A 12,314-nucleotide genomic window follows, 5' to 3' on the forward strand; every position below is an offset into this window, starting at 1 on the left:
AGTCATGCCGAAATAAAAACAGCAAAACTTAAAGATTTCGTCATCGGCTTTGCTGCATGTCAGCTGTTAGATTGGGGGGCTTTTAAGAAACGCATGATTAGAGCCGTACCAGTTATGTTTAATAGAATACTGGTACCCAATACAATTCCCCACGTCAACGTCGATTCAGAGAGAAGAAAGCTCAGCAAAAGAAAAGCCAATCCTGCACAGATCATACTCAGTCCTACGGTTTTCATGTTCATGCCTCCTAGCAAACGATGTTTCTAGCATCTGATGAGAATGATGTCAATCTGTATGATATACGGATATCTCGTCTGAAAGTTTCATAGAACAATTAGGTCTTTTATCTAATAAAAAGCCTCAGACCGCTTTTGCGGCCTGAGGCTTTATGTCTTACGAAGTTTTCTCTTCTTTTTGATCCAGTTTAATTTTTTTCGTCATTTCTTTGCCGTTTCGGAGAATTTTCACTTCAACGGTATCACCGATCTTTGCGTCTTTATATAAGATATTGCGCAATTCACTGCCTGTATCAATTTCTTTACCTTTTAGGCCGATGATAATATCCTCTGCTTTTAATCCGGCCTTTTCAGCAGGAGAGCCTGAAGCGACCTCACGGATGTAAACACCTTTATTCAGCTGGCTGCCGAACAGGCCGAGTGTGCCTTCTTGGTAATTTTGCGGCACTTGTTCCAGATCAAGCATGCTGACACCGATATATGGACGTTCAATTTGTCCTTTAGACAGCAATTCTTCAGCAATCGGTTTTACGTCATTGCTTGGAATGGCGAATCCGATACCCTCAACATCATCCTCACTGATTTTCATACTGTTAATGCCGACAATTTTGCCGTCTGTATTTAACAAAGGACCGCCGCTGTTACCTGGATTAATTGCTGCGTCTGTCTGAATGACGTTAATGCTCGTTTCGCCGGCTGATGTAGACATTGAAACCGTTCTGTCCACGCCGCTTACAATTCCTTGTGTTACTGTGCGGGACAGATCTTTTCCAAGCGGATCCCCAATCGCAATAACGGTCTCGCCTGTTCTGAGATCAGATGAATCACCGAAGTTTGCCACTTTTGTGACGTGGTCATCACTGATTTGGAGGACGGCTAAATCAGTTAACGAGTCACTGCCTACCAGCTTTGCAGTAACCTCAGTGCCGTCATATAAAGATACCTTCAGTGATGATGCCCCTTCTACGACGTGGTTATTTGTAATGATATAAGCCTTGCCATTCTCTTTTTTGAAAATGACACCTGACCCTGAACCGCTTTCTGTATCTTCGCTGGAATCAGAAGAACTAGAGCCGAACAAAGAGCTGTTTGATTGTGCCTGAAGATTTGTAATACCGACAATCGCTGGTGAAAGGTCTTCTACCATATCTGAGATTTTAGAAGAGTCCTCGCTCTTGAATGCAGATGAGCTGCTTGAGCTTGATGAGCTTTTTTTAGATTCAGAGGAGGTGCTTGTTGCTGTAACAGATTGCGTTTGCTGCTGGCTGGATGATTGTTTTGCAGTGTCCTGAGAATCATGGTCGCCAAGCGGTGTAAACGTGTAAATGCCAAGGGCAAGACTGCCGCCGATCACTCCGCCAAGCAACGGTCTGAACCATCCGAAGCCTCGTTTTTTCTTCTCCTGATCATGAATGACATTGCGGGCCGAGTAGGAGGTGCTCTGATCGTTCTCTTTCGTTAAAAAGACCTCATTCTCATTACCTTTCGTTCTGTTTTCATCACGATAGTTATCCATCATGTTCACTCCGTTTCTCTATTTTCACATGTCTATTTATATTGATAGGTTTATGACTTGAGTTTATCATAAACAAAAACTGTGGGATAAAAATGAAAAGATTATGGGAAATTGTGAAAAAGTGCGGAAAACGGTACACTTCATATTGTATATGAAAGGACTGAGTCGATGGAACAGATTGGATTGATTGGATATGGCAGCATGGCGGATATGATCGCCAGACAGCTGTTGAAACATGAACAAATAAAAGAGAATGAGCTATTTATTGAGACGAGAACGAAGGGGGAGCGGCTGCGGGCACTCATGTCAGATTATCCAAACGTATCGGCTGATCCGTTGGAGAATTGGGCAAATACGTGCCAATTGATTTTGATATGCGTCCCGCCGCTCCATGTCATCGAAACAATGCGCCGTCTGCACCCGTATGTGAACAGAAATACTCACATCGTATCCATAGCTGCCGGTGTGCCGCTGCGTCTTTTGGAGGCAGAAACAGAAGCCGGTATCTCACGTGTTATTCCTGCCATTACGTCCGAAGCAGAAGCTGGCATCTCACTTGTCGTTCACAGTGAAGCGCTGGCTGCAGAGAAAAAAGAACGTCTGAATGAATTGTTATCGGTTTTCAGCCGTGTACGAGAAATCAAAGAATCGAATTTAGATGCGGCCAGCAATTTAACGAGCTCGGCACCGGGATTCATAGCTGCAATCTTTGAAGAGCTGGCACTGTCTGCCGTCAGAAACAGCAGCCTGTCCAAAGAAGAAGCCTTTGATTTTCTGATTCATTCGCTATACGGAACTGGCAAGGTGCTGATCGAAAAAAATATGTCTTTCGAGGAGACGCTGGAACGTGTCGCAACCAAAGGCGGAATAACGGGAGAGGGAGCTGAGGTGATACGCGCCTCTGTGCCGGACGTTTTTGATGAGGTGTTTGAAAGAACCCTGAAAAAATATGAACTGCTTACAGAACAGGTTGGTAAACAGACATGAATCCTTGAAAGAGGATTCTTTTTTTATCACTGAATGATTGAGATTTTTCCCAGTTATATTGCATTTTTCCTCTTTTTTTAATATAATCTGTTAGAATATTCATAATTTAGTAAAAAAGGAGGAGCGTTATGAAATTGTACATGTCAGTAGATATGGAAGGTATTTCGGGTCTTCCGGACGATACCTTTGTGGATTCCGGCAAGCGGAATTATGAACGCGGACGGCTTATCATGACTGAAGAAGCAAACTACTGTATTGCTGAAGCGTTTAACAGCGGGTGTACCGAGGTGCTGGTCAATGACAGTCATTCGAAGATGAATAATCTGATGGTTGAAAAGCTTCACCCTGAAGCAGACTTGATTTCTGGTGACGTCAAACCATTTTCAATGGTGGAGGGACTGGATGATACGTTTACAGGCGCTTTGTTTCTCGGTTATCATGCGAGAGCCTCGACTCCCGGTGTCATGTCACACAGCATGATTTTCGGCGTCCGTCATTTTTACATAAACGATCGGCCTGTCGGTGAGCTTGGATTAAATGCATACGTTGCCGGTTATTATGATGTCCCGGTATTACTGGTAGCCGGGGATGACCGGGCGGCGAAGGAAGCAGAAGAGCTTATCCCGAACGTGACGACAGCCGCAGTCAAACAAACCATTTCAAGATCCGCAGTGAAGTGCTTGTCCCCTGCGAAAGCCGGACGGCTGTTGACAGAAAAAACTGCGTTTGCCCTGCAAAACAAGGACAAAGTCAAGCCGCTCACCCCGCCTGACAGGCCAGTTCTGAGCATTGAATTCGCCAATTATGGCCAAGCAGAATGGGCGAATCTGATGCCGGGAACGGAAATCAAGACGGGAACTACAACCGTTCAATTTCAGGCGAAGGACATGCTTGAAGCCTATCAGGCGATGCTTGTCATGACTGAGCTTGCGATGCGAACATCATTCTGCTAAAGGGGTGTTTTAGGCTTTGGCGCGATACATGATAAAGCGTTTTTGGGCAATGGCAGCTACAATTTTGGTGATTACCACCCTGACTTTTGTTCTTATGAAGGTCATTCCCGGATCTCCTTTTAACGAGGAGAGAGGCACAAATGAAGCCGTTCAAAAAAATCTCGAAGCCTACTATCACTTAGACGATCCTCTCATTTTCCAATACATTTTCTACTTAAAATCCATCATTACATTCGATTTCGGACCTTCAATTAAAAAACCGTCGGACAGCGTAAATGATATGCTGGAACGCGGATTTCCCGTTTCCTTTGAGCTTGGGATGACAGCGATTGTCATTGCTGTGATTTCTGGGCTGGTGCTGGGCGTAATCGCTGCACTCCGCCGCAATGGCTTTTTGGACTACGCCGCGATGAGTCTTGCAGTACTCGGCATCTCCATCCCGAATTTTATTCTGGCAACATTGCTCATTCAGCAATTTGCTGTCAATCTCAAACTATTTCCTGCTGCGACATGGACGAGCCCGATTCATATGGTGCTTCCGACCGCAGCGCTTGCTGTAGGGCCAATGGCGATCATTGCCAGGCTGACACGGTCGAGCATGGTCGAAGTTCTGACACAGGATTATATCCGCACAGCAAAAGCAAAAGGGCTTTCTCCATTCAAAATTATCGTAAAACACGCACTCAGAAATGCACTCATGCCCGTCATTACCGTCCTGGGCACACTCGTCGCCAGCATCTTAACAGGAAGCTTTGTCATTGAAAAAATCTTTGCCATTCCGGGAATGGGAAAATATTTTGTTGAAAGCATTAATCAGCGGGACTATCCCGTGATTATGGGAACGACCGTTTTTTACAGCGTCATTCTGATTATCATGCTGTTTTTGGTCGATTTGGCCTACGGTCTCTTAGACCCGCGCATTAAACTGCATAAGAAAGGGTGAAGCGTGTGAATCTCCCTGTACAAACGGATGAACGCCAGCCAGAACAGCACAATCAGGTGCCTGATGAGTGGTTTGTCTCGAATCAGGAAAAAAATCGGGAAGCCGATTCGGTCAAGCGGCCGAGTTTATCATACACGCAGGATGCCTGGAGGAGGCTGAAAAAAAATAAATTAGCGATGGCCGGACTCTTTATTCTTTTATTTCTTTTTGTCATGGCAGTTATCGGGCCCTTTTTATCGCCCCATAGTGTCGTACGCCAATCGCTGACAGAACAAAATCTTCCGCCCTCAGCCGATCATTGGTTCGGCACCGATGAACTCGGCCGGGATGTGTTTACCCGGACATGGTATGGCGCGAGAATCTCGTTGTTTGTCGGCGTGATGGCAGCACTGATTGATTTTTTGATCGGTGTCATTTACGGAGGCGTTGCCGGCTATAAAGGCGGCAGGGTTGACAGCATTATGATGCGGATTATCGAAGTGCTGTACGGACTGCCGTACCTGCTTGTTGTCATTTTGCTGATGGTGCTCATGGGGCCGGGACTGGGCACGATTATTGTGGCGCTGACTGTGACCGGGTGGGTCGGCATGGCGAGAATTGTAAGAGGCCAGGTGCTTCAGATTAAAAATTATGAATATGTACTCGCCTCGAAAACCTTTGGCGCGAAAACCTTTCGCATCATCCGGAAGAATTTGCTGCCGAATACTATGGGAGCGATCATCGTACAAATGACATTAACCGTACCTGCCGCCATATTCGCAGAATCATTTTTAAGCTTTCTCGGCCTCGGCATACAGGCTCCGTTTGCAAGTTGGGGCGTGATGGCGAATGACGGCCTGCCCACGATTTTATCTGGGCATTGGTGGCGCCTGTTTTTTCCGGCCTTTTTCATATCTCTGACGATGTACGCGTTTAATGTGCTGGGGGACGGATTGCAGGATGCGCTTGACCCTAAGCTGAGGAGGTAGCTGTATGGAAAAAGTTCTGTCAGTCCAAAATCTGCACGTGTCTTTTACGACTTACGGCGGGACGGTTCAGGCGGTCAGAGGGGTGAGCTTTGATTTGTATAAAGGAGAAACCTTTGCGATCGTCGGCGAATCCGGCTGCGGCAAAAGCGTTACCTCCCAAAGCATCATGGGCCTGCTTCCGCCTTATTCGGCGAAGGTGACAGACGGCAGCATTCTATTTAAAAACAAAGACCTTTGCCGTCTCTCTGACAAAGAAATGAGAGGTATAAGGGGAGCCGACATTTCTATGATTTTTCAAGACCCGATGACGGCGTTAAACCCTACGCTGACTGTCGGCGACCAGCTGGGGGAAGCGCTATTGCGCCACAAAAAAATGAGCAAAAAAGCGGCACGGAAAGAGGTGCTTTCCATGCTGTCATTGGTTGGTATTCCAGATCCCGAAGAGCGCCTAAAGCAATATCCCCACCAATTCAGCGGCGGCATGAGACAGCGGATTGTCATTGCGATGGCGCTGATTTGCGAGCCTGACATCTTAATTGCGGATGAACCGACCACCGCCCTGGATGTAACCATTCAGGCACAGATTTTAGAGCTGTTTAAAGAGATTCAGAGAAAAACGAATGTGTCTGTCATCCTGATTACACATGATTTAGGGGTCGTTGCCCAGGTAGCTGACAGAGTCGCAGTCATGTATGCCGGGAAAATGGCGGAAATCGGCACGAGAAAAGATATTTTTTATCAGCCGCAGCACCCTTATACAAAAGGACTGCTGGCTTCTGTCCCGCGGCTGGATTTAGATGGAGCGGAGCTGATCCCGATCGACGGAACGCCGCCGGATTTATTTTCGCCTCCGCCGGGCTGCCCGTTTGCCGCCCGCTGTCCGAACAGGATGGTTGTGTGTGACAGGGTGTACCCGGGCCAGACGATCAGATCTGACTCGCACACCGTCAACTGCTGGCTGCAGGATCAACGAGCAGAGCATGCGGTGCTGTCAGGAGATGCGAAGGATTGAACATGAAAAGGGGGAAGAGGATGAAACGAGTGAAAAAGCTATGGGGCATGGGTCTTGCATTAGGACTTTCGTTTGCGCTGATGGGGTGCACAGCAAATGAACAGGCCGGAAAAGAAGGCAGTCATGATAAGGCAAAAACCAGCGGAGAAAAGGTGCTGTATGTAAATAATGAAAATGAACCGACTTCATTCGATCCGCCGATCGGCTTTAATAATGTGTCATGGCAGCCGTTAAATAACATCATGGAGGGGCTGACGCGTCTTGGCAAAGATCATGAGCCCGAGCCGGCAATGGCGGAGAAATGGTCTGTTTCGAAAGATAATAAAACTTACACATTTACGATTCGGGAAAATGCGAAATGGACAAACGGAGATCCTGTAACAGCCGGAGACTTCGAATACGCGTGGAAGCGGATGCTTGATCCGAAAAAAGGCGCTTCATCGGCATTCCTAGGTTATTTTATTGAAGGCGGCGAAGCATATAACAGCGGGAAAGGGAAAAAAGACGATGTGAAGGTGACGGCAAAGGATGATCGAACCCTTGAAGTTACACTGGAAGCACCGCAAAAATATTTTCTGAGCGTTGTGTCCAATCCTGCGTATTTTCCGGTAAATGAAAAGGTCGATAAAGACAATCCGAAGTGGTTTGCTGAGGCAGATACATTTGTCGGAAACGGCCCGTTTAAGCTGACGGAATGGAAGCATGATGACAGCATCACAATGGAGAAAAGCGACACGTATTGGGATAAAGATACAGTGAAGCTTGATAAGGTGAAATGGGCGATGGTCAGTGACAGAAATACAGATTACCAGATGTTTCAATCAGGGGAACTTGATACCGCTTATGTCCCTGCTGAGCTGAGTGATCAGCTGCTTGATCAGGATAACGTCAATATTGTTGACCAGGCGGGTCTCTATTTCTATCGATTTAATGTCAACATGGAGCCGTTTCAAAATGAAAACATCAGAAAAGCCTTTGCGATGGCTGTGGATCAAGAGGAAATTGTAAAGTACGTCACGAAAAATAATGAAAAACCGGCGCGCGCCTTTGTATCGCCTGGATTTACGCAGCATGACGGCAAAGATTTCCGTGAAGCAGGCGGAGACTTGATCAAGCCTAACGAAAGCAAAGCGAAGCAGCTGCTCGAAAAGGGCATGAAGGAAGAAAACTATAATAAGCTTCCTGCGATCACGCTTACTTACAGTACAAAGCCGGAGCATAAAAAGATTGCCGAAGCTATTCAGCAAAAATTGAAAAATAGCCTTGGAGTCGATGTAAAGCTGGCCAATATGGAATGGAACGTATTTTTAGAGGATCAAAAAGCGCTGAAATTCCAATTCTCTCAAAGCTCATTTTTGCCTGATTATGCAGACCCTATCAGTTTTCTGGAAGCCTTTCAAACGGGTAATTCGATGAACCGCACAGGCTGGGCCAATAAAGAATACGATCAGCTGATCAAACAGGCGAAAAATGAAGCCGATGAAAAAACACGGTTCTCTCTTATGCATCAAGCTGAAGAGCTGCTCATCAATGAAGCGCCGATCATCCCGGTTTATTTTTATAATCAGGTTCACCTGCAAAATGAACAAGTAAAGGGAATTGTCCGTCACCCTGTCGGCTATATCGATTTAAAATGGGCAGATAAAAACTGATGGCGGTGATTGAGGAAATACTGCTTCTTTATGCGAAGGAGCGGTATTTTTTCTCTTTCTTGCACGTATACGTAGGGTGCAGAGCAAATGAAAGGAGTGTTTTCGTTGAATTACAAGCCGAAAGCGCTGAAAAAGGGTGATACAGTCGGAGTGATCGCGCCCGCAAGTCCGCCGGATCAAAAAAAGCTTGACACCGCGCTATTATTTTTAGAAGAGCTCGGTCTTCAGGTGAAGTTGGGCAAGGCGCTGAAAAACCAGCACGGCTATTTAGCGGGACAGGATGATGAGCGGCTGGCGGATCTCCATGAGATGTTCAGAGACGAGGAGGTAAAAGCAGTGTTGTGCGCATGCGGGGGTTTTGGGACAGGACGTATCGCCGCGGGCATTGATTTCAGCTTGATCCGCAAACACCCTAAAATCTTTTGGGGATACAGCGATATTACGTTTTTACATACTGCCATTCATCAAAACACAGGTCTTGTCACCTTCCATGGCCCAATGCTCAGCTCGGATATTGGCCTTGACGACGTTCACCCGCTGACAAAAGCGTCATATAAGCAGCTCTTCCAAGAGACGGAATTCACCTATACAGAAGAGCTTTCTCCGCTGACCGCGCTTGTTCCTGGAAAAGCGGAAGGCGAGCTTGTCGGGGGAAATCTGTCTTTGCTGACGTCTACACTGGGCACGCCATTTGAAATTGATACGAGAGGAAAGCTTCTGTTTATTGAAGATATTGACGAGGAGCCTTATCAAATCGACCGAATGCTGAATCAGTTGAAAATGGCGGGGAAGCTGACGGACGCGGCCGGAATTCTAGTTTGTGATTTTCACAATTGTGTCCCGGTGAAGCGAGAGAAGTCTCTCTCGCTTGAGCAGGTGCTGGAAGACTATATTATTTCTGCGGGCAGGCCTGCTCTGAGAGGATTTAAAATCGGCCACTGCTCGCCAAGTATTGCCGTTCCGATCGGTGCGAAAGCTGCTATGAATACAGCAGAAAAAACAGTCGTAATAGAGGCGGGCGTTTCAGAAGGGGCGCTGAAGACATGAAAATCATTCGAATCGAAACAAGCCGAATCGCCGTTCCGCTGACAAAGCCGTTTAAAACCGCGCTTCGCACTGTGTATACGGCTGAATCAGTCATAGTAAGGATTACTTATGACAGCGGTGCAGTCGGATGGGGAGAAGCACCCCCGACGTTAGTGATTACAGGAGACAGCATGGATAGCATTGAAAGTGCCATTCACAATGTTTTAAAACCGGCATTGCTTGGAAAAAGCCTGTCCGGCTGTGAGGCCATTCTGCACGACATCCAGCATCTTCTTACAGGAAATATGAGCGCGAAGGCTGCTGTAGAAATGGCGCTATACGACGGCTGGGCGCAGATGTGCGGGCTGCCGCTTTATCAAATGCTTGGCGGATATCGAGATACGCTGGAAACAGATTATACCGTCAGTGTCAACTCACCTGAAGAGATGGCAGCTGATGCCGAGAATTATCTCAAACAAGGCTTTCAAACGCTGAAAATAAAGGTCGGAAAAGATGATATTGCAACAGATATCGCCCGTATCCAGGAAATCAGAAAACGTGTCGGATCAGCTGTGAAACTGCGTTTAGACGCTAATCAGGGGTGGAGGCCGAAGGAAGCGGTAACTGCCATTCGGAAAATGGAGGATGCGGGCCTAGGCATTGAGCTTGTCGAGCAGCCTGTCCATAAAGATGATCTCGCTGGGCTTAAAAAGGTGACAGATGCAACAGATACGCCGATTATGGCTGATGAAAGTGTTTTTACACCGCGCCAGGCGTTCGAAGTTCTGCAAACCCGGAGCGCAGACTTGATCAATATTAAATTGATGAAAGCGGGCGGCATCAGCGGAGCAGAGAAAATTAATGCCATGGCGGAGGCCTGCGGGGTGGAGTGTATGGTCGGCAGCATGATCGAAACGAAGCTGGGCATTACGGCCGCGGCGCATTTTGCGGCAAGCAAGAGAAACATCACACGCTTTGATTTTGACGCGCCGCTGATGCTGAAAACAGATGTATTCAAAGGCGGCATAACATATAGCGGCAGCACGGTTTCGATGCCTGGCAAACCGGGCCTCGGAATCACCGGGGCTGCGCTTTTGAAAGGGGAAAAAGAGCAATGATGCACACTGTCATATCAGCAGTGGCCAACATCTGGACAGCGCCTGATTCACCGCGTCCGTCTGATCAATTCATGCTTCAACCGACTGTAAGGATCAGAGACTGGCTGGAGCGCATGACGTATGATGAACGGCTTGGATTATGTACAGACAATGTAATCCAAACTCAGGTTCTCTTTGGCGAAAAGGTACTTGTGACAGCGGAACAGGAGGAATGGGTTTCTGTGATCGTGCCTAGCCAGCCATCCCGAAAGGATCCGCGCGGATACCCAGGCTGGATGAAAAAGAACCAGCTGGAAAAAACAAAGCCCATCCATACACAACACGATGTGATGATCAGCAAACCTGCTGCCTTTTTGTACAAAAGCAATGGAGAAAAGGAGATCGAATTGAGCTTTTTGACAGTTCTCCCCCTTATTGCAGAAGAAAAAGGATATTTTAAGGTTTCGACCGTTTTGGGAGAAAGGTTTGTGAAGCAAAGTGATGCAGTGCCTGTCAGCCAACAGAAAGGGACTGCTGAAGACATCATTCAAACGGGTGCGTTTTTCCTTGGCCTTCCCTACCTGTGGGGAGGGATCAGCGGGTTTGGGTTTGATTGCTCCGGATTTATGTACAGTATATTTAAGGCAAATGGATATAGCATCCCCCGTGATGCGGGAGATCAGGCTAAGGCGGGGAAGGGTGTCCCACTTGATGATATGAAAGCCGGTGACCTGCTGTTTTTTGCTTATGAGGAAGGAAAAGGAGCGATTCATCACGTCGGTCTGTATGTAGGCGGCGGGAAAATGCTTCATTCTCCAAAGACAGGAAAATCAATCGAAATCCTTACATTAAAAGACACAATCTATGAAAAAGAACTTTGTGCGGTGCGCCGCTGTTTTTCAGAATAAGGAGGGAGACAAATGACGCCACTGCCTTTGTTAGAGGTCAGCCAGCTAAAAATGCATTTTGACGCAGGGAAAAAGCGGACAGTCAAAGCCGTCGACGGGGTCACCTTTCAGATTCGTGAAGGAGAAACGTTCGGGCTAGTCGGGGAATCAGGGTGCGGGAAATCAACCTTGGGGAGAGTGCTGATGCGCCTTTATCAGCCGACAGAAGGAAGCGTGACATACCGCGGCACAAATCTTCATGCACTAAGTGAAAAAGAGCAGTTTGCCTTCAACCGCAAACTGCAGATGATTTTTCAGGACCCTTATGCTTCACTTAACCCGCGCATGACCGTTCGAGAAATTATTTTGGAGCCAATGGAGATTCATAACCTCTACAATACCCATAAAGCACGGCTTCTCGTCGTGGACGAGCTGCTTGAGGCAGTTGGGCTTCATCCCGATTTTGGCAGCCGTTATCCGCATGAATTCAGCGGCGGGCAAAGGCAGAGAATCGGGATTGCGAGAGCACTGTCGCTGAATCCTGAATTTATCGTGGCGGACGAACCGATTTCTGCACTTGATGTCTCTGTTCAAGCGCAGGTGGTCAATCTGCTGAAGCGGCTTCAAAAAGAGAAAGGGCTAACGTTTTTATTCATTGCCCATGATCTTTCGATGGTGAAGCATATCAGTGACAGGATCGGTGTTATGTACTTAGGGCACATGATGGAAATTACAGAGAGCGGCACCTTGTATCGTGAACCGCTTCATCCTTATACAAAGGCGCTTTTGTCCTCGATTCCAATTCCAGATCCTGAATTGGAGGACAAGCGTGAGCGTATTCTCTTAAAAGGAGAGTTGCCGAGCCCGGTCAATCCGCCAAGCGGCTGCGTGTTTCGGACCCGCTGTCCTGAGGCGATGCCTGAATGTGGAGAATCTCGTCCCCAGCTTCAAGAAATCGAACCCGGCCGTTTTGTCGCTTGCCATTTGTATCGAAATGCTGAAACGAAGGAAAAAGTGAGATAAAAATAAAAAGAGTG

General features: G+C 47.2%; 12 protein-coding genes. 10 read left to right on the forward strand and 2 right to left on the reverse strand.

Translation table 11 applies throughout. The features are described from left to right. Window positions 1-59: 59 nt before the first annotated feature. The gene (locus NSU05_RS06870; RefSeq protein WP_015483136.1) at window positions 60-236 is read right to left on the reverse strand and encodes a hypothetical protein; all 177 of its coding nucleotides are present in this window, start codon (window positions 234-236) and stop codon (window positions 60-62) included. Window positions 237-393: 157 nt separating this feature from the next. After that, window positions 394-1,752, reverse strand: a complete 1,359-nt coding sequence (gene htrA, locus NSU05_RS06875) for a serine protease HtrA (RefSeq protein ID WP_015252257.1) — start codon at window positions 1,750-1,752, stop codon at window positions 394-396. 168 nt (window positions 1,753-1,920) lie between these two features. Between htrA and proG the strand changes: the two genes are divergently transcribed. The 10 genes from proG to NSU05_RS06925 all read left to right on the forward strand — a co-directional run bounded on the left by proG (window position 1,921) and on the right by NSU05_RS06925 (window position 12,300). Then, a complete protein-coding gene (gene proG, locus NSU05_RS06880) occupies window positions 1,921-2,739 on the forward strand; it encodes a pyrroline-5-carboxylate reductase ProG (RefSeq protein ID WP_038428836.1) in 819 nt (272 codons plus the stop codon). 128 nt (window positions 2,740-2,867) lie between these two features. Then, entirely contained in the window at window positions 2,868-3,692 is an 825-nt protein-coding gene (gene dppA / locus NSU05_RS06885; RefSeq protein ID WP_033884945.1) for a D-aminopeptidase DppA, read from the forward strand. Between the two features lie 16 nt (window positions 3,693-3,708). Further along, the gene (gene dppB, locus NSU05_RS06890; RefSeq protein ID WP_003245446.1) at window positions 3,709-4,635 is read left to right on the forward strand and encodes a dipeptide ABC transporter permease DppB; all 927 of its coding nucleotides are present in this window, start codon (window positions 3,709-3,711) and stop codon (window positions 4,633-4,635) included. 5 nt (window positions 4,636-4,640) lie between these two features. Further along, complete coding sequence (dppC, locus tag NSU05_RS06895; RefSeq protein WP_015252255.1) at window positions 4,641-5,603, forward strand: dipeptide ABC transporter permease DppC; 963 nt, start codon at window positions 4,641-4,643, stop codon at window positions 5,601-5,603. A 4-nt stretch (window positions 5,604-5,607) separates the two neighbouring features. Then, on the forward strand, window positions 5,608-6,615 hold the full coding sequence (gene dppD / locus NSU05_RS06900; RefSeq protein ID WP_029727040.1) for a dipeptide ABC transporter ATP-binding subunit DppD: 1,008 nt from the start codon (window positions 5,608-5,610) through the stop codon (window positions 6,613-6,615). 2 nt (window positions 6,616-6,617) lie between these two features. Then, window positions 6,618-8,267: a dipeptide ABC transporter substrate-binding protein DppE gene (gene dppE / locus NSU05_RS06905; RefSeq protein ID WP_082201005.1), complete on the forward strand. Its 1,650-nt coding sequence runs from the start codon at window positions 6,618-6,620 to the stop codon at window positions 8,265-8,267. Window positions 8,268-8,354: 87 nt separating this feature from the next. Further along, window positions 8,355-9,314, forward strand: coding sequence for an LD-carboxypeptidase (locus NSU05_RS06910; protein ID WP_031600421.1), 960 nt, complete (start codon window positions 8,355-8,357; stop codon window positions 9,312-9,314). Next, a complete protein-coding gene (gene ykfB, locus NSU05_RS06915) occupies window positions 9,311-10,411 on the forward strand; it encodes an L-Ala-D/L-Glu epimerase (RefSeq protein WP_038428839.1) in 1,101 nt (366 codons plus the stop codon). Before NSU05_RS06910 ends, ykfB begins: the two co-directional genes overlap by 4 nt. Next, a complete protein-coding gene (gene eepC / locus NSU05_RS06920) occupies window positions 10,408-11,298 on the forward strand; it encodes a gamma-D-glutamyl-L-lysine dipeptidyl-peptidase (RefSeq protein ID WP_038428840.1) in 891 nt (296 codons plus the stop codon). The genes ykfB and eepC overlap by 4 nt, the downstream gene beginning before the upstream one ends. A 12-nt stretch (window positions 11,299-11,310) precedes the next feature. Then, entirely contained in the window at window positions 11,311-12,300 is a 990-nt protein-coding gene (locus tag NSU05_RS06925; protein ID WP_003232600.1) for an oligopeptide/dipeptide ABC transporter ATP-binding protein, read from the forward strand. The last annotated feature ends 14 nt before the right edge of the window (window positions 12,301-12,314 follow it).

It is taken from the genome of Bacillus sp. EU52 (assembly GCF_037964975.1).
GTDB classification, from domain to species: Bacteria; Bacillota; Bacilli; order Bacillales; family Bacillaceae; genus Bacillus; species Bacillus subtilis.